This window comes from Cohnella baijiui (assembly GCF_020731285.1).
Lineage (GTDB): Bacteria > Bacillota > Bacilli > Paenibacillales > Paenibacillaceae > Cohnella.
Map to the genome: position 1 here is coordinate 65,400 of NZ_JAJFOW010000001.1, position 18,491 is coordinate 83,890.

The following is an 18,491-nucleotide window of genomic DNA, read 5'->3' on the forward strand; positions in this document are numbered from 1 at the left end:
CCTCCTTAGGTTTCGGGAGTGTGGATTCGATCTCTTTTGGAAACGGACAAATAGGCGACCAGGCCGACGATCGTAATCAGGAACAAAATGGTGACCGGCGCGGACCCGAGTCCGAGTCCCCCGTCATCCCACGACTGCGTCAAATAGTCGCCGACGGATGCGCCGAACGGCCGGGTCAGGACGTAAGCGATCCAGAAGGCGGTCACCGCGTTGAGGCGCAGCCGGAAATAGGCGAACGTGACGAGCGCGATCGCGGCGGTGAACAGCACGGCGGACCAGGCGTACCCGAGGTCGAGGCCTTCGGACAGCAGATCGCCGGCGGACGTCCCGAGCGCGAACGTAATCAAGATCACGAGCCAGTAGAAATATTCTCGCCGGCCGGAATAAATCGTATGAATCGACAGCGTCCGCTCCGCACGGTACCAGATTGTAAAGGCGGCGGCGAGCGCGATGGCGAACAGGATCGTCGTCGCTTCCAGCGGGACGCCGACATTGTCGGTCAGATTGTCGGTGATCAGCGTCCCGACGACGCTAATGAGAACGACGACGAGCCAGTAGATCCCCGGGATATACGTTTTCGATCGGAGTTGCGCAATTAAGCCGACCAAAAACAACGCGAGCATGAACCACGTCGTGTTCGCGAGCCCCCACCCCAAATGGAAGTTCAAGTAATCCGCCGCCGTCTCGCCGATCGTGGTTGCCATGATTTTGATGATCCAGAAATAAAGCGTCACCTCCGGTACCTTGTTCATCCACTCCGCCGCCGGAAGCTTGTTCATGGGTTCGCTCACTTCGTCATCCCCTTCGCATCTCGTCATTTCGTTCTTTCCCCTAACTTACTGCGAATTCATGAAGCGCCTATAAACAGATTCTTAACAAAAAATGAACTCGCTGGGTCCGTCTCCGACACCCGACTCGCGCCCGCACAAAAAAACGCCGGCCGCTCCGCATGCGACATGCGAATCGGCCGGCGTTCCCGGACAAATTTATCCTTCCTTAAGAAAGAGGAGGTATCGTGAAGGGGATCGGAAAGGTTTGTGAATACCCGTCAAGGGAGATGGAGGAAACCGATGAAAAAAATGTTGCTCCTGGCGATCCTGCTCGCGCTGCCGGCGCTGGCCGGAAATTCGTCCGGGCAAAGCAAAGCCGTCCCGGTCGCGACCGCCGCTTCGCATCCGCTGCCGAAAGTCGATCATATCGTCGTCGTCGTCGAAGAAAATCATTCGTACAAAAAAATCGCCGGCAACCCGTCCGCTCCTTATATGAATGAACTGTTGTCGCAGGGAGCCAACCTCGTCAACCATTATGCCACCCGGCACCCTAGCCAGCCTAATTACTTGGATCTCTTTTCCGGCTCGAATCAAGGCGTTACGGACGATAAGCCCAACCATACGTTCCGTTCGGACAACCTGGCGCATCAGCTAGCCATGCGGGGACTGACGTTCGCCGGCTACTCGGAAGGTTTGCCCCGGGCCGGGTACGCGGGACCGTACGATCTGAAGACGAAATACGCGCGCAAGCACAATCCTTGGGTCGACTTCGCGAACGTCCCTGCTTCCGCCAATCTGCCGCTCGCCCGTTTTCCACAGGACTACGACAAGCTGCCGACCGTCTCGTTCGTCATCCCGAATATGGATCATGACATGCACGACGGGACGATCAAGGCAGCGGACGATTGGCTGAAGCAGCGCCTCGGCGGCTACGTGAAATGGGCCCAAACGCACAACAGTCTGCTCATTCTGACCTGGGATGAAGACGATCGCAGCGAGAAGAACCAAATCCCTACCGTCTTTGTCGGTCCGATGGTCCGAAAAGGGGACTATAAGAACCGGTCCGATCACTTCGCCGTCTTGCGCACGATCGAGGACCTGTACGGCTTGACTCCGTTAGGAAAAGCCAAGAAAGCCGGCGCGCTTCCGATTTGGAAGTCGGATATCGCGACCCGAAGGTGAGAAGAAGCGATCAGACGCGCATGGAACGGTTATTCGTCCGACGGCGGCTGCAGTTCCACGATCCGGGTCGCGATCTTCTGCACGAAGACGCTGTCGTGCTCGACGAACAGCATCGTGGGCGCATGCGCGAGCAGCAGCTCTTCGATCTGCATCCGGGAGATGACGTCGACGAAGTTCAACGGTTCGTCCCAAACGTGCAGATGAGCCTGCTCGCACAGACTTCTTGCGATCAGCACCTTTTTCTTTTGGCCGCCGCTGAAGGCGGCCATATCCTTTTCGAACTGCTCGCGGGAAAAATCCAGCTTCCGCAGAATCGCCTTGAACAAACTTTCGTCGATGCCTTCCTGCCGGGCGTACGCGGAAAGATTGCCGCTCAGATGCGACGTGTCCTGCGACACATAGGAGATCCGCAGCTGGCTTCCGATACGCAGCGTGCCTCCATGGACGATGTCCTCCCCGCAGATCAGCTTGAGGAGGCTGGATTTGCCGGAGCCGTTCGGGCCGGCGATCGCGATCCGCTCCCCTCGCCCGATCGCGAAGCTGACATCATCGCATACCGTCCGATCCCCTTGGCGGATCGAGACGCGGTCCAGCTCGACCAACTGCTGCTTGTGGTACGGGAGCTGCGCGATTTTTAAGCTTTCCGCCGTTTCGATATTTTGCAGCAGCCTGGATTTGTCTGCGATCGCCGACTGCTGGCGCTGCTCGATCGATTTGGACCGCTTCATCATTTTCGCGGACTTGTGGCCAATGTAGCCCTTGTCTACTTTGGAACCTGAGTTTCGCGTTCCGTTTTTCGTCTTCTCCACTTCGTCCGACCAATGACTCGTTCGTTTGGCTGCCTCGGACAACCGCTTGATGTCCTTTTGCAGCTTCTCGTTTTCCGCCCGTTCGTAATTGTCCTGCCGTTCCTTGTCCGCCCACCAGGCGGAGAAATTCCCTTTTCGGACTTCGATATCGGTCCGGTTGATCGACAGAATATGATCGACGCAACGGTCGAGGAACGCCCGGTCGTGCGACACGAGGATAAATCCCCGCTTGGTTCCGAGATAGTCGCTGACCAGCTCGCGGGCGTGTACATCCAAATGGTTGGTCGGTTCGTCGATGAGCAGAAACCGGTTTTCCTTCAGAAACAGAGCGGCCAACAGCACCTTCGTCTGCTCGCCGTTCGACAGCGTCTCGAACGGTCGGTACAGGACGTCTTCCGATACTTGAAGCAGCGAGAGCTCGCGCAGAATCTCCCAGCGCTGCGCCTCTGGGACGACCGATTCGACGATATCCATCGTCAAGTATTCGGGATGCTCGACCGGGAACGGGAAGTAGTCGAAGCCGACGGGAGCGGAAATGCTGCCGTCGTATTCGTACTGTCCCATCAATAGGCGGAGAAAAGTCGTTTTGCCCCTTCCGTTCCTTCCCGTAAAGCCCAATTTCCAATCCGTATCGATTTGAAAGCTGACGTTTTCGAAGATGTTGTCGTAACTCCCCTCGTAGCCGAACGTCAGGTTGCTTACTTTGATCATGGCCATGGACATGCCCTCCCTTGGGAAAATAAAATAGCCGCAAGAAAGTTACCTTTCTCGCGGCTCGTTCCCGTAAGGCGAAATTCGGCTCATCGAAGAGCCGAAAATGGGCATAAGGAGGCGCGAAAAGAACGGGTAACTTTCTTGCATAAATCGCCATCGAACGCCAGACGCGTCCCATGGTTCGATCCGTCGCAAGAAGTCATCACATTCTCTTCGCCCACTCCTCTCGTCAATGTAACGGTATGTTACCATAATCGCCAGCCGATTTCAATGGAGGCGGGTCCGAAGCCTCAATTTTTTTGCTTCTTCTCCTCTTTCTGCTTCTGCTTTTCAAGATCCTTGCTGTTCTTCATGACGACATCGTAATCGTACTGGACGGCGTTATTCGTCCCCGCCGGCGCCGCGAACGTCGTCATCATGACGACTTTATCGAACTGGGCGCTATGGATCATATCGGCCAGATCGATCCGATCCGATTCGGACATGTTCAGCGGGCTGCGCAGGCGAATGATCTTGGCTTTCTCGTCCCCTTTTTTATTGCCGCCGCCCTTTTTGAAGCCGATGAACTGGATCTGATAGTCGACGTACTGCCCGGTCGACTGCTCGAGGCTTTGGAAGGCGTCGGTGCTCGTCATCGGGTCGATCACGTCGTCGTTCAACCGCAGGTTGGACAAGTACCACCCGGATTCGTTATACCCCCAATCGGTCATGTACCGGAAGCCGATCAGCACCTTTTGGCCGGCGTAGGCGCTCAGATCGAACGTCTCCGTCTTCCAGCCGTTCGAGCTTCCGGTAAAGCCCGGCAGGTTGGCCGCAATGGTCGGATGGCCCCCTTCGACGAGATCGCTGCGGGTATCGGCATTGGCGAGCGATGCCCAGGTCTTCCCTTGGTCCGCGGATACTTGGACGGCGCCGAAGTCCCACTGCTCTTCGATTTCATAAGAGGTGTCGAAGCTGAGCTGGGGAGCCGTCTGTCCGGTCAGATCCAGTTCCTTGACCAAAAAGTTGTCGGCGAGATCGCCTTTGTTGCCCCACAGCACGTTGCCGCGCTCGGGATCTTGGGCGGTCGTCCATTGCGTGCCCAGAAAATCGATCCCCTTGAAAAAGAGGTGGTCGATTTTCTTGTCGGGCACAATCGTCTTGAAGTCCGTTCCCCAGGCCGGCGTCAGGTTGTCGGGCAGCATGGAGGCGCCCACGTTGGGCGACAAGTCGATGGAGGAGAAACGATACGTGTCGTTGTCTCCCTCGTATTTGCCGTCCAGCATGACGGCCGTCATGTAATTCGCGTAAACCTGGTCGAATGTCTGATGAACGTTCGCCTTCGCCAGCGTATCGTTCATGCCGTCAATGCCATGCTTGGGATTCAGGAACAAGCTGCGGATAAAGCTTTCCCCGAAGTGATCGTACAGATACAGCTGGAACAAATAGGCGTTGCCGTAATCGCCCAAAATTTGCAAATCGGACTGATCGCCCCATAGCGTCAGCGAGTTGCGAAGATGATTCATGAAAAAGTCCACGTGGCTTTGCGAATGGCCGTAGCCGACGAGAAACTGGGCGAAGTCGGACAAGCCTTCGTTGATAAACGTATCTTCTCCCGCATCGGTATCGCGATGAAGCAAATGTTGGAATTCGTGCGCGAATACGCCTTCGTAGAGGTATGGCTTGTCTGCTTTGGGGCCCGTTCGATTCAGCCAGTCGTAGCTGTCGATCGTCATGACGTTTCGGTCGGCGAAATCGCTGATCGTCGGAGAGAAGTATCCGGCGATATAGCTCGGATAATTGGCGTCGTAATAGCTTTGGTCCTTGATATTGTCGATCAGGATAACCGTACGGCCGCTGTCGTCCCTATACCAGCCGTTATAGCCGTCTTCGCCCTTGCGTTCGGCCGGCGGCGCGAAGAAGGCCGTCTCTCGCGGATAGATGCGGTTGTCGAACTCGCTGAGCAAATACCGGACCTGCTCGTCCGTGACGGAGGTCAACGCGTTGCGCGGATCGCCGGCCGGGTAGCTCAGGTCGTTCGCCACCCACACTTCGCCGTAGGTGCCGACGGCTTTGAGCGTGAAGTCCGTCAGGCCGTATTGACCGGTGTAGTCGTTGTGCGTCAGCCACTTTTTCACCAGTCCCACGTCCGATGCGCTCAAGCTGGCCGGCGCGTCGGCGGCAGTCGCGGATGCCCCCGCACCGGCGGACAAATCGAGATGGTGAGCGGCCTGTGCCTCGGCTAGCGTTTCTTCCCGCAGCTTCGGACCGATGTCCAGAACGGTCGGATTGGCGTTATAGCCCTCGGCTTTAGCCGAGACGACCGGGGGGACAAGCAACGTGCCGACAAGCGCGAGCGCTGGCCACATGCGAAAAGACATACGCTTCATGATCCATTCCTCCTCCATCAAATGTGAATACCGCCTTCGCGGTATTCACATCATATCAGGCGGGAAGGAGATGGGAAGTGCCTGCTCTACTGGTCTCGCGTGCTCTGGCGCATGGGACGGATCGTCATATTGTCCCATTGCTTGTCAAACGGCGTCGAATGGAACGGGTGCCGCACGCCGGTCTGCCCCGCCGCCTATTCGTCCAGTACCCGGAATTGCTTCAGCATCTGCTCGAACCGGGCGCCATGGCCTTCGGACGCTTCGAGGAAGTATTTCTCCGTCAAGGCGAAGCTGCCTTGCTTGCCGTTGGCCGTCGTATAGAGGACGATAACTTTGCTGTCCCACTTTTTCCCGTCCGAGGCGCGCACGCGATAGCCCTCGAACGGCTCGGTCACCTTCTCTACTTCGCCGACTTGGGCATATTGGCCGGCCAGCGATTCGCTCAGCCGCTTGATCAGCTCCTCCGGCGAGACGTCCTTGTTCTGCTCGATCGTGAGCGACACCTCCGGATACTGTGCGGGCAGCGGCTCCTTCGTCGTGACGACGTCTTTGCCGTCCTGCTGCACGAGCTTGTAACGCTCTTTGTCGTAGTAGATGACGTACCGGCTTTCTTCGTTTTGATGAAGCTGTTGATCGGTTTGCTCTTTCTCCCCTTCGACCTCCACCTCGACTTTTTTCTGCGGGGCAAACCAGTTTTTCGCGTCCTTCATGAAGGCGGTGCCGGCCGGCATGGCCAGGAAGACGCCGATCGCCAGCAGCGCGGCGGCCGCGACGGTGGCGGTGATCCGAACGGTTCTCATTTTCGTCGATCTCCTTTGCTTTCGGTTTCTTTTCGGCAGGCCGGCGGGCGCGACGGGTTCCAGATCCAGGCGGGCTTCCAGCTCGCGCCAGATGTCTTCCTTGACGTTGTCGTCGTATCGGCTTTCTTCGAGCAGCCGTTCTTTAAGATTCCGTTCCATAGCGGTTCCCTCCCAATCCTTTCTTGAGCTTCTCCCGTCCCTTGAGCAACCTGGATTTCAGCGTGTTCAGATTGACGTCGAGCAGACTCGCGATCTCTTTTTCGCTGTAGTCGTGCAAATATTTGAGAATGACGGGGATGCGGTACAGGTCGTCCATTGCCTGCAGCGCTTCGTAAAGATCGACCGAATCGTCGGGCAGCTTCGGCTCCACGCCGATCCGTTCGAGCTGCTCTCCGAACGGCAGCACCTTTTTCTCCCGCTCCATGATGCGGTAGCATTCTCGCAACAGAATGGCGTAGAGCCAGGGCTTGAACGGCTTGCTTCGGTCGTACTGCCAGCAGTTGCGATAAACGCGCAGGAACGTTTCCTGCACCGCATCCTTCGCCCATTCTTCGTTTCGGGTCACCAGCTTGGCGGTTCGCATCGCGTAGTCGAAATACTCGTCATAGAGCGATCGAAACGCGTTGCGGTCTCCCTCCAGCATGCGTTCGATCCAGCGGATCTCCAACTCCAATCCCCTCTTTCCTGCGGTTCTATCAGTATTACCCGGCTATCTGGCAAAAAGTTGACTCCGGGAGAGAAAAAAATCGTTCGGCGGCGCTCCGGCTTGCTTGGCTGGAATGGGCTGCAACGCAAAAAAACGCGCTTTCGCGCGTTAGGATTGGAGGAAATCTTCTAACCCGAAATCTTCGGTTCGTATCCGCCGCGGTTGTCTCCCGGCCCTCATGCAGCTCAAAGGCGCACGCGCATGCCGTCCTGGAGGGGCTCCTTGCAATCGACGATGATTTCTTGGCCGTCGAACAAACCTTCGCCGACGGCAGCCATCCATTCGTTGACATCCGTCACCGCGACCGGCGATCGGACGGCGTAGTAGGCGTTGCCCAACGGACCCTGATCTTCCTTGAGCGTGTACACGAAGCTTCCGGACGCATCCCGATGGACCGCCTGCTTGGGTACCAACACCTGCTCGCTCGCCCCGTCGATCGTCAGATCGACCTGCACCCGCTCCCCGCCATGGACGCTCTTGTCCGGCAAGGCGACTACCACCTTAACACCCGGCGCTTCGGTCGGCGGTAGATCCGATCCGTCGGCGGCCTGCCGGTTCGCCTCGAACGCGTCCTCGATCCGAGCGATCATCCCCCGCAGCGTCTCCCCGTCCCGTTCGATCCGGCGCAGGTCGATCGGTTCGCCGACGGAGAGCCGGGACGCCAGATCCGCCGGCATCTGCAGCTCCGCCGAATAGCCTTTCTCCGCCAGGGTCAGCCGGACATCCGGCCCGTTCGCGGCGGACAAGCCCACCGTCGCGTTTACCGCGACAACGACGCCGTCGAAGGGCGCGATGAGCTGCCGCTGCTCGCGGATGCCGTCGTCAAGCTGGGCGATGCGCAGCTTTTGCGAGTCCATATCCAGCTTGACCGACGCCATCCCCGACTCCGCCGCTTTCCGGGCCGCATCGTCCCCGTCGGCGACGGCTTGCCTATATTGCGCCTGCAGCGTCTGGACAGATAGCTCCAGCTTTTTCAGCGCGGCCTTTTGCTCGCTTAGCTGGATCGCCGCTTCCTTGTCGTCGTAGCGTACGAGGACTTGCCCCCGCTTGACGCGATCCCCCATGCCCGCGAGCACTTCCTTGACCTTCCACCCCGCCGGATTCGGCAGATCGATCTCTTCCGCCGGTCGAACGGTTGCCGTCCCTCGGTAGCGATGCTCGAGCCGGCCTTTGCTTGCCTGCGCCGCATACGCCTTGGGCAGCAGGAGCGATTGCACCGTGTTGCCGGTCAGCGTCAGGACGACCAGCAAGCAGGCGAGCCACCCGGCGAGCCTTCGCATCTTTCGTTTCCGCGCTTCAGCCTGCGCTTCTTCCATTTCGTTTCACTCCCAAGCTAACCTTTGATGCCCGACTGCTGAATGCCTTCGATAAAGTACGATTCCGCATAGCGGAATAGCAGCACCATCGGCAGCATGTACAGGGCCGAAGCCGCAAAGCCGATTCCCCGCGATTCGGCGTCGATTCTCGACAAATAGAGCGATAGCGGCACCTTGTCCGCATCCTGCAAAAAGAGCAGCGGCTGCTCGATCATATTCCAATTGTCGGCGAACAGCAGCACCGTCAAGGCGGCAAAGCCGGATTTCGCGAGCGGCAGAACGATCCGGAGGAAAATCGTAGGATGTCCCGCTCCGTCCATCTTGGCCGCTTCGGCGTACGCCTGAGGGATGTGCGCCATGAACTGCCGCATCATAAACACGCCGAACGCCCCGAAGATGCCGGGCAAGATGATCGAGGCATTGCGGTTCATCAGCCCGAGCGAGTCGATGATGAGATAATTGGGGACGAGCGTCACCTGAAACGGCATCAGCATCGTCATCACGTACATGAGGAACAGCTTGTCGCGCCCCGGAAAACGCAGCCTGGCAAAGGCATAGGCAGCCAGGCCCGCGACCGCCGCCTGGCCGAGCACGATCGGCACCACAAGGAAGACCGAATTCCAAAACAGCATCAAGTATTTCGGCGACAGGACAAGTACTTGCAAATATGGGTCAAACGAGAGCAGGTCCGGCAGCAGCTTCAGGTTCGCGAAGACGTTCCCGTTCCCCGAAGCCGTATCCACCATCTGGCCGATCCACTTGTAATTGCGTTCGATCTCCTGCTCGGACATCAGCGATTGGATCCAGGTGAGTACGATCGGTAGCAGCATGACCGCCGCTCCCAGCGTCAACATCAGCGACAGCGCCAACCGCGGGATTTCTCGTTTCTTCAAGCCAGCCGCACCTCCCGGGCTACTCCATCGATTCCCGATAGCGCCGCTCGATCGTCTGAAGCGCGAGCACGAGCAGCACGATACAGCCGACCATGAGCGTTGCCGCGGCCGTCAATTTCTCGATTTGAAGTGAAAAAAACAGGTTGTTCATCAAGTGCTGCATCAAGTAGATCCGGTCGTACGGGTAATCTCCGGCAAGCAGGTACGTCTCGCGGAACACTTTGAAGGAATTGATCGTCGAGATGAGCAGGACGAAAAACGTCGTCGGCGTCAAATAGACCCATGTGATATGCCAAAACTGCCTGAGGCGCCCCGCCCCCTCGATCTTCGCCGTCTCGTAGTACGACTGTGGTATGGACTGCAAACCGGCCAAAAACAGAATCATATCGTAGCCGATGTTTTTCCAGCCGTAAATCGCCGCGACGATCCCCATCGCCCACTCGGACTGCAGCCAGTCTACGCGCGTCAAACCCCAGCGATGGAGGAGGAGGTTCATCGTCCCGTTCCAATCGAAAACAATTTGCCATACCGCCACGACCGAGGCGACCGGCACGACAAGCGGAAGCACGTATGCCGAACGCAGAAACGCGCGCAGCGGCAGGCGCCGGTTCAACGCCAGCGCCAATGCCAGCGACAGGAGCAGCACGAGCGGGACGCCGATCCCCGTGAAGAGCAGCGTATTCGACGCGGCTTTGCGAAAGGAGCTGCTGGCGAGCAGTTCCCGATACGTCTGAAGCCCGACGAACCGTCCGCCCTGCGTTCGATCCGTGAAAGAGGTATATACCCCCATCGCAAAAGGGGCCAAATAGAACATGGCGAAGCCGATCAAGCTCGGGGCCGTGAAGGCCAGCGCCGCCGCCGTCTCGGACCGGCGCCAACCGCGAATCCGCCGCTTACTCATTGAGATACGTTGTCGCTTTGTTCTGGATCAGCTTGGTGACGGCGTCGGCCGATTTTTGCCCGCGGAAGAATGCCGTCGATTCCTTGGTGATCAAATCCGTAATCTTGTTCGTCTTGTAGTTGACGGAATGCGCCGCATGCGTCGCTCCCGTCACGAAGCGGTCGAGCTCGTCCAGCTTCTTCTTGTCGACCGGGATCTTCAAGCCATGGAGGGGGCCATCCTCATACGCTTTGACGCTGCCTTCCTTCAACAGGGCCATCTTCAAGCTTTCATAGGACTTTTTCGAAATCGGAAAACCGGCCGCCGTGCTCTTTTGGGCGCTCTTGTCGGCCATCATGAACCGGAGAAAATCCCAGGCTTCGGCCTTGACGCGAGAAGACGCATTGATGCCGATCGTGCGGTACGTGCGGAAATAGCCGCCTTTCGGGGATCCCGGGGCATGAGGTTTCGTATACAACTTCTCATGCTCCGACATCTCCCGCAGAGAGACGAGGAAGTCATACGGGGAATTGATCTGGATCGTGCGGAAATACGCGTCCCCCCTGCCTCCGATTCCCCCGGACTCGTTGGAGACGACCCCGTCGTCGACCATTCCTTTCACTTCCTGCAGCAGCCCGGTAAACGCGGGGGAATCGAAATTCGCCTTTCGTCCGTTCAAGTCGACGAACTCTCCGTAATGATCCGTGACCATCTCGGTCAGCAAGTATTCGGCCGGCGTCACGAAGGCATGCTTGTATTCCCCTTTCTGGACGAGCGTCTTGGCCAGCTCGTTGAACTGGCTCCAAGACCAATTCGCGTCGTCAATCTGCACACCCGCTTTTTGAATCGCCGATTCGTCGCCGGACAGGCCGAGGAGGAAAAATTGGAGCGGCATGCCGTACAGCCCGCCGTTCGCCCGGACCCCGTCCAGCACGTTGCCGAAATAATCGTTCTTGTCGAAGTTCGGATCCTTGTCCATCCAAGCTCCGATCTCTTCCAGCAAATGATGCTTCACGTAGTCGTCCGAAGGCAGCATGTCCATCTCCAGCAGATCGGGTCCTTTGCCCGCCAGCATCGCCGCGCTCGTCTTCGTCTGGAATTTTTCCAAGTTCGCTTCCAAGTGCGCGTTATCCGTATCGACGGACTGCAGCTCGATTTCGACGTTCGGATGCAGCGCTTCGTATTGGCGCTTGGCTTCCTTGAAACGGTCGTCCGGCCAGAAGGTCGAGAACACGATTTTCTTTTTGCCGCCTGACGAAGCGGTATCGGCCGGCTGACCGGGGATCTCGTCAGAGGCGGACAGGTTGCCCGCGCCGCTCGCGCCGGACGGTTGTTCCGATTTGCCTCCGCCGGCATTCGACGTTCCGCTGCAGGCGGCCAGGCTAGTCGCCAGCAAAAGAACGGGTAACGTTCGGGTAAGCTTCTTCAATCCAAATCACTCCTTGTGTCGTTGGCATCGCATGTGGATCGATCCCTATCGACTATAAAGGAGAGATATCACGAACGTATCCCCGACTTGTCGCCAAATTGTCTCCAAAACAAAAAAAGCACCCCCGAACGGGCGCCAGGCCCGCGCCGGGTTGGCGCGGCGGGCCGGAGGGTGCTTGCGTCAGGACTGGAAACGGACGATCAGCGCTAGCGCATCGCTTGCAGGCGCCGCCGGCGCGGCGACGCTTTGTCTGCTGCTTTCGTATGGCTTGCTGCCTTGAACGAGCAGGCTGCCGCCGCTCGGGCTCCACATCAGAAAACCCGGAACGATGCCCTGGTAGATCTGCGTTTCGTTGCGGAGCGTATTGCCCTGCAGCTTGGCCGCCTCCACCGTCACATCGTCCGTCGTATAGGCGATCGACTGCTTGTCCGCGGACAGCGCGAACCGCCGGATACGATCGCGGATGACGACAAGCTCGCCGTTGCGCCGATCGTACGACTTGAGCGCACCGTCCTCCCCGTCCGCGAACACGAGGCGATCTTCGCTGGCCCAATCGGCCTGGGCGTCGTCCGTCAGCTCCTTCGCGTAGAGCTCGGAAAACGCGCCCCCGCCCAGCGATCCCCAAACGAAGGCGTAGCGGCTTCTCCCTACTGTCGTGAGCAGCGCGGTCCGGCCGTCGTCGGACACCTTCGCCATCGTGACCGGAAACGATGCCGCCCCGTCCGGCCAATCGTATCTCGCCAGTCTGCCTCCTTGCGTGTCGAAGACGGCGATCTCGTAGCGGTCGTCCCGCACCGCGACGTAGGCGAAAAACCGGCCGTTGTTCGACCAGGCCATGCTTTCGACGACGCCTCTTTCGGACGGGACACGATCTACCGCGATCTCCCCCTGGCCCGTAGACGATACCAGGCGAATCGCGTAGCCCTCCTTCTCCGGGACCATCTGACACGCGTAGCGGCCGTCCGGCGACAATCCCCCGACGAAGCCGCTGCTCCGGTCGAAATCCCGCAGCTTCTCGGGCTTGTCGTACGAAGGCGGCTCGAGACGGACCAAATGCGGAAAGCGCAGGCTGTCCCAATACAGCTCCAGGACCCGTTCCTCGCCCGACCAGGCGAAAACGCCCGCTTGCGCCTGTTCGCGGACGGGGATGCGATAGATCGTCTTCACTTGAAACGATCGGTTCGGCGGCCCGCCGGCGGTCTCGTCCGGCTGATCGGGAATGACGATCGTCTTGGCGCCCGTTCCGAGCGTGCAGCCGGCTGTGATCCAAGCGAGCAGGAGCAGCAGGCCCGCTAGCAGGGGCTTATGTCGATTCGCCATGCGGAAGACGCTCCTCTCTCGGAATGGGCAGCTCTACGCAGACGCGCGTCAACCGACGCTCGCTCCGGATGTCGATCCGGCCGCCGAGCGACTCGGCGATTTCGCGCGCGATGGGCAGGCCGAGACCGACGCTTCCTCGCTCGCGGGCCGGGCGGTCGGCCTGCGTATGCAACGGCTCGCGCAGGCCGGCCAACCGTTCGGGCGGGATCTCGTCGCCTTCGTTCACGATCGTAACGCGGACCGTCTCCTTGTCCGTTTCGGCGGACAGCCGGATCTCCGTGTTGGCGTCGCCGTACTTGATCGCGTTGTCCAACAAATTGATGAACAGCTGCCGCAGCCTGTTGGGCTGCGCGCGCACGTACAGCCCGATCTGCGTTTCGCAGCGGATCGCGGTGTTGTAACGCAGCGCCTTGAAGGCCATCGCATCGGAGACATCCTTCAGCAGCCGGCCTGCGTCGATCCGCTCCGGTTGCGATTCGCTGCCCGTCCCCTTGCTCTCTTCCAGCAAAGCGACCACCATCTGATGGAGCCGCTGGCTTTCCTCGACGATATGCGTCATGCCTTTGCGGAAAAAAGCCGGGTCCTTCTCCCCCTTTTCGCGAATGATCTCCGCGTAGCCCAGGATCGAAGTCAGCGGCGTTTTAAGTTCGTGGGTGACGTTGTCGTAAAATTGCTTGCGCTCGACGTTCATCCGCTCCAAGCGATCGCGGTCGCTCGCGATCCGGTCGATCTGGCGGCGGATTTGCCCGATCATCTCGTTGAAGTTGCCGGAGAGACGCCCGATCTCGTCCTTGCGCCGCATGGACAGCCTGACGTCGAGGTTGCCCTTCGTCACTTCGGCGGACGCGCCTGCCAATCTCCCGAGCGGAATGGAAATATGCCGGGAGAGCAGGTACGAAAAGAGGAACGCGACGGCGAATATCGCCAGCGCGCTGTAGAAAATGGCGTTCAAGATGCGGCTGGATTGCGCGTAGAGCAGATCGAATTCCTTGGCGTAGCGGAGAATGCCGACCTTTACGCCGTCCACGACGACCGGATAAGCGTAAGTGACGGACGCCGTACCGTGCGCGTACGTGATCGTATATGCCGTAGCCCCTCGCATCGCCTGCGAGAGGTCCTCCCCCGTTCCCCGCTCCAGGGCTGCGGGATCCGTGGCGTACAGCAGCTCGCCCCCAGTCGTATAGGCGCCCACCTGGCTCGAGGTCGCGCGCTCCAGGTCGCCCGCCATCTCCCGCGCGATCTCGCCGAAATAAAGCTGATCGCTCGCGTAGTGATTGATCATGTAGGCTTGCCGCACATAGCTGTTTCCGTTGTTTTTCACGCCGATCAGGTCGTCCGTGATGATGCGCTCGTTGCTCGTTTGGATCAGGCGCGTCATCGTTTGGTTCAACATCAAAAAAGAAATCGAAAAGATCAGGAAAAAACCGACGAGAAACTTCGCGCGAATGGACCGGAACCGATTCATGCGCGTTTATTCCTTTTCCATCTTGTAGCCGAAGCCGAATACGGTGGTGATCCATTCGGTCGCTTCGAGCTTTTTGCGCAGCCGCTGGATGTGGTTGTCCACGGTCCGCGTCTCGCCGGCGTAGTCGTAGCCCCAGACGCCCTCCAGCAGCTCGTCCCTCGAAAAGACGCGACCCCGATGGCTGCATAAATGAAGCAGCAGATCGTATTCCCTGGGCGTGAGATCGACGGCTTCGCCGTTTTTGCGCACGAGCCGTTCCGCCGGCACGATTTCGAGGTCGCGATACCGCAGCGATTCGCTTTCCGCCTCCTCGCCTGCTCGGTTGGCTTGTGCCAGCCGCCGCATGATCGAGCGGATGCGCGCCAGCACCTCGCGAAGGTCGAAGGGTTTGGTGATATAATCGTCCGCGCCGAACTCCAGGCCGAGGACCTTGTCCGTGATGTCGTTTTTGGCCGTGATCATCAGAATCGGAATGTTCCGCTCCGCGGTCACCTTTTTGCAGATGTCCAGGCCGCTCATGTCCGGAAGCATCCAGTCGAGCAGCAGCAGATCCGGCCGGAACAGCTCCACCTCTCGGATTCCGGCCGCGCCGGTGGCGGCAATCCGGGTTTCGTACCCTTCGCCTTCCAAACCGTAGGAGAGCAGATCCGCGATCGCTTTCTCATCTTCGACGATGAGGACTTTGACCTTATCCATGAATCCTCCCCGCCGTTCGTTAATTCTACCTCGGGAGTATCATATCATATCGGCCTTCCCGAATCGAAACGAAAGGCGAATGCCGCGCGTGAAGCCGTTCAGCGCTTTCTCGCCCGCAACGCGGCGGTCGCCAACAGCCCGGAAATGCAGCCCCAAATCGCGTTGGTGGCGAGGACGGCGATGATCGCGAACGGGTGACGGAGCGGGCCTTGAAGCTCTCCGGTCAGGATCGGCGAGAGGATGCCGCTCAGCACGATCGCGAGCACGCCGTATGCGATACCCGTAAGGGTCAGCGTTACGACGGGCTGGGGAACCCGCGCAACGATCGCGGCGACGATCCAGACGAGCGTAATGACGACGGTCATGCCGACGGAGGCAACGGGTTTGCCGATTTGCTCAGACAAGCCCGTGATGCTCATGATCGGCCTCAGGCAAGCGAAGGCGGCAAGACCGAAAATAAGCAGCAGCTGTCGGCTATCAACGGGTTTAGCGGAAGGTTGCATGGTTCGCACCCCCTTCCTTTGTCGCAAGAAAGACGCTCCGTCTCGCTTGCGTGGCGACATGGACCGACAGCACGAAGAGCAAGGCGGCGATGACGGGATGGAAGGCGCCGGCACCGGGAAAATGCGCGGTAAAGTACTGCGCGAAGATCAGCAAAAACATGCCGGCGCACATCCAGCGCAGCGTCTGCGGCAGCCGACCCGGAAAAGCCAGAATCAGCATGATCAGCGGAACAAACTCGATCACGCGGACAAATATCTCGTGATCCCGCCAACGAAGCGAGTCGACGAAAATCGCCATGCCCGCCAAAAACACCTGCACGAGCACGCCGACTGCGAACAAATACGCCAATAACGTAAAACCGATGGCGAATATGGCGGCTCCCCTTGTTCTCTTGGTCGAATGATCGGACAATCGAATCCCTCCTCCGGAGGGATTTCGTTCGTCCCTCCTGCCCTTCGATCATAACAGCGCCATGTTGTGAACTTGTTGCGATCGCTTGGCGAAGGAATGAAATTGAATTTCGACTTGAACAAGGGCGGTGAGGGCATCGCGGTCAGTTCGCCGACTTCTCCGGAGGGCTGTAAGGCAGCCGGACGCGAAACGTCGCGCCAGTCCCGACACGGCTCGACGCGTCGATGGCGCCGCCGTGAGCCAGCACGAACGCTTTCGCGATGGCAAGGCCCAGTCCCGCGCCGCCGTCATGTCTCGTCCGGGCGCCGTCCGCCCGGTAGAAGCGATCGAAAAGATGCGGCAGATGCTCGGGCGCTATGCCCGGCCCATTGTCCGTCACCGTCACCTGCAGCCCATCGCGGTCCGCGACCTTATCTTCCTCGACGTCGACGCGGACGGCGCCGCCCGGCGGCGTATAGCGAATCGCGTTGACGATCAGGTTCAAGAAGACTTGCGTCAGCCGGTGCGGGTCGGCATGGATCGTCGCGCGGTCCGTCCGGCTTTCGAGGTTCATCTCGATCCGCTTGTTCGCGGCGTCGTCCGACACGTGGTCCAGGATGCGCTGCAGCAGCGCGCGCACATCGGTCGGTTGCCGTTCCAGCGGGAGTTTTTTCGCTTCCGCGAGCGAGAGCTGCTGTAGATCGTCGACGAGGCGCGTCAAACGGAGCAGCTCGTCCTGCAGGGGCAACAGCGTCTCGGGCGGGACAGGCTTCCCGTTTTGCTGCGCCAGATCGAGCTTGCCTTGCAGAATGGCGAGCGGCGTCCGCAGCTCGTGCGCGACGTCCGCGACGAGATGCCGCCGCACCGCCTCGGCTTCCCTCAGCTGCGCGGACATCTCGTTAAACGCGGTCGCGACTTTGCCGTACTCGTCCGTCGTCGTGACGGGAACTGCGATGCCTAGCTCTCCGTTCCCCAGGCGATCGATCGCGGGAAGGAGCCGACGCAGGGGTGCCGTCAGCCAGCGGGAAATGCCGAAGGCGGCGAGCAGCGCGACGAGCGCGAGGGCGATCGCGGCGCCGGCCAGCAAGATGCCGACGGAAACCGCAATGCCGATCTGAATTTTGCGGAGTACGGCCGTTTCGGGATCGTAATAATACAAATAACCGATCGTTCGGCCGTCGTCGCGGATCTTTCGCTGCAGGCCAAGCCGGGTGACCATTCGCGAATCGGCTTCCGCATCCGAATAAAGGCTCGCGCGATCGGCGGACAAGAGGACGATGCGCGCCTCGGGTTGCTGCGCCTTCAGCCGGTCGATCCGCGCGCGGACGCCGCCCCAGCTTCCGCCTTCATCCGCATAATCGCGCAGAAGCTCCGCCTCCCATCGGTCGAGCGTCTCGCCTTTGGTCGAATCGATGATGGCGGCAAGCGAATGGCGAACGACGAGGTTGGTCGCCGAGACGAATAGCAGACTCATCGCGACGGCGAGCACCGCCATAGCGACGAAGAGCTTGCGGCCGACGTTCATGCGTGCTTACCGAAGCGGTAGCCGAAGCCGAACACCGTTTCAATATAGGATGGATGGGCGGGGTCGTCCTCGAGCTTGCGCCGGATGCGGCTGATATGGGCATCCACCGTCCGCTCGTCGTTCAGGATGTCTTCGCTCAAGACAGACTGGAGCAGTTGAAGCCTGCTGTAGACGATGCCGGGCTTGGCGGCCAGCGTCAGCAGCAGCTTGAACTCGGTCGGCGTCAGGTCGATCTCTTCCCCGCGCTTCCATACGCGGCGCTGCGCTTCCGAAATCGACAGCTCGCCGCGCTCGATCGTCCGCGGCTCTGCCTCCTGTCCCTCGATGCGTCTGAGTACGGAACGGATCCGCGCCGCCAGCTCCCGCAGGGAGAACGGCTTGGTCAAATAATCGTCGGCGCCCATCTCCAGTCCCACGATTTTGTCGCTTTCTTCCGTACGTGCCGTCACCATGATGATGCCCATGGGACCCATTCGCCGCAGCTCTCCGCACACTTCGATGCCGCTCCTGTCCGGCAGCATCCAGTCGAGCACGACAAGCGACGGCCGTTCGCGCGAGGCGACCCGGATCGCTTCGGGACCGGTGGCCGCCGTGACGATGCGGAAGCCTTCCCCGGCCAGGAACGGCGCCATAAATTCAATCACGCCGGGCTCGTCGTCGACGAGCAGCAGGGTGCGTGTCATCCCATCCTCTCCTTGTCTGGTCGCGTTTTTCTCTTATTGT

17 protein-coding genes are annotated in these 18,491 nt (G+C 59.5%); 1 reads left to right on the top strand and 16 read right to left on the bottom strand.

Annotation, left to right across the window (positions count from 1 at the left end):
• Nucleotides 1–5: 5 nt before the first annotated feature.
• Nucleotides 6–779, bottom strand: a complete 774-nt coding sequence (locus LKX83_RS00280; protein ID WP_227880338.1) for a COG4705 family protein — start codon at nt 777–779, stop codon at nt 6–8.
• A gap of 291 nt (nt 780–1,070) precedes the next feature.
• Here LKX83_RS00280 and LKX83_RS00285 point away from each other — a divergent pair, with 291 nt between their 5' ends.
• Complete coding sequence (locus LKX83_RS00285; protein ID WP_227879729.1) at nt 1,071–1,952, top strand: alkaline phosphatase family protein; 882 nt, start codon at nt 1,071–1,073, stop codon at nt 1,950–1,952.
• A gap of 29 nt (nt 1,953–1,981) precedes the next feature.
• Here the strand turns inward: LKX83_RS00285 and abc-f are convergent, their stop codons facing one another.
• The 15 genes from abc-f to LKX83_RS00360 all read right to left on the bottom strand — a co-directional run bounded on the left by abc-f (nt 1,982) and on the right by LKX83_RS00360 (nt 18,451).
• Nucleotides 1,982–3,478, bottom strand: coding sequence for a ribosomal protection-like ABC-F family protein (gene abc-f, locus LKX83_RS00290; protein ID WP_227879731.1), 1,497 nt, complete (start codon nt 3,476–3,478; stop codon nt 1,982–1,984).
• Between the two features lie 287 nt (nt 3,479–3,765).
• A complete protein-coding gene (locus LKX83_RS00295) occupies nt 3,766–5,844 on the bottom strand; it encodes a choice-of-anchor J domain-containing protein (RefSeq protein ID WP_227879732.1) in 2,079 nt (692 codons plus the stop codon).
• Nucleotides 5,845–6,038: 194 nt separating this feature from the next.
• Nucleotides 6,039–6,803 (bottom strand): hypothetical protein, encoded by a 765-nt coding sequence (locus tag LKX83_RS00300; protein ID WP_227879733.1) that lies wholly within the window; start codon nt 6,801–6,803, stop codon nt 6,039–6,041.
• The gene (locus LKX83_RS00305; RefSeq protein ID WP_227879735.1) at nt 6,787–7,311 is read right to left on the bottom strand and encodes an RNA polymerase sigma factor; all 525 of its coding nucleotides are present in this window, start codon (nt 7,309–7,311) and stop codon (nt 6,787–6,789) included. Before LKX83_RS00305 ends, LKX83_RS00300 begins: the two co-directional genes overlap by 17 nt.
• Nucleotides 7,312–7,535: 224 nt before the next feature.
• Complete coding sequence (locus LKX83_RS00310) at nt 7,536–8,666, bottom strand: efflux RND transporter periplasmic adaptor subunit (protein ID WP_227879736.1); 1,131 nt, start codon at nt 8,664–8,666, stop codon at nt 7,536–7,538.
• A gap of 17 nt (nt 8,667–8,683) precedes the next feature.
• A complete protein-coding gene (locus LKX83_RS00315; RefSeq protein ID WP_370638992.1) occupies nt 8,684–9,559 on the bottom strand; it encodes a carbohydrate ABC transporter permease in 876 nt (291 codons plus the stop codon).
• 19 nt (nt 9,560–9,578) lie between these two features.
• Nucleotides 9,579–10,460, bottom strand: coding sequence for a carbohydrate ABC transporter permease (locus tag LKX83_RS00320; protein WP_227879739.1), 882 nt, complete (start codon nt 10,458–10,460; stop codon nt 9,579–9,581).
• Nucleotides 10,453–11,868: an ABC transporter substrate-binding protein gene (locus LKX83_RS00325; protein WP_227879740.1), complete on the bottom strand. Its 1,416-nt coding sequence runs from the start codon at nt 11,866–11,868 to the stop codon at nt 10,453–10,455. The genes LKX83_RS00320 and LKX83_RS00325 overlap by 8 nt, the downstream gene beginning before the upstream one ends.
• A gap of 180 nt (nt 11,869–12,048) precedes the next feature.
• The gene (locus LKX83_RS00330) at nt 12,049–13,188 is read right to left on the bottom strand and encodes a WD40 repeat domain-containing protein (RefSeq protein WP_227879742.1); all 1,140 of its coding nucleotides are present in this window, start codon (nt 13,186–13,188) and stop codon (nt 12,049–12,051) included.
• Complete coding sequence (locus LKX83_RS00335; RefSeq protein ID WP_227879743.1) at nt 13,172–14,653, bottom strand: sensor histidine kinase; 1,482 nt, start codon at nt 14,651–14,653, stop codon at nt 13,172–13,174. The genes LKX83_RS00330 and LKX83_RS00335 overlap by 17 nt, the downstream gene beginning before the upstream one ends.
• 6 nt (nt 14,654–14,659) lie before the next feature.
• Nucleotides 14,660–15,349, bottom strand: a complete 690-nt coding sequence (locus tag LKX83_RS00340) for a response regulator transcription factor (RefSeq protein ID WP_227879744.1) — start codon at nt 15,347–15,349, stop codon at nt 14,660–14,662.
• Between the two features lie 98 nt (nt 15,350–15,447).
• Nucleotides 15,448–15,852, bottom strand: coding sequence for a hypothetical protein (locus LKX83_RS00345; protein ID WP_227879746.1), 405 nt, complete (start codon nt 15,850–15,852; stop codon nt 15,448–15,450).
• Nucleotides 15,836–16,264, bottom strand: coding sequence for a DUF6220 domain-containing protein (locus LKX83_RS00350; RefSeq protein WP_227879747.1), 429 nt, complete (start codon nt 16,262–16,264; stop codon nt 15,836–15,838). Before LKX83_RS00350 ends, LKX83_RS00345 begins: the two co-directional genes overlap by 17 nt.
• Nucleotides 16,265–16,406: 142 nt before the next feature.
• Nucleotides 16,407–17,768 (bottom strand): sensor histidine kinase, encoded by a 1,362-nt coding sequence (locus tag LKX83_RS00355; RefSeq protein ID WP_227879749.1) that lies wholly within the window; start codon nt 17,766–17,768, stop codon nt 16,407–16,409.
• Complete coding sequence (locus tag LKX83_RS00360; RefSeq protein WP_227879750.1) at nt 17,765–18,451, bottom strand: response regulator; 687 nt, start codon at nt 18,449–18,451, stop codon at nt 17,765–17,767. Before LKX83_RS00360 ends, LKX83_RS00355 begins: the two co-directional genes overlap by 4 nt.
• Nucleotides 18,452–18,491 lie beyond the last annotated feature (40 nt).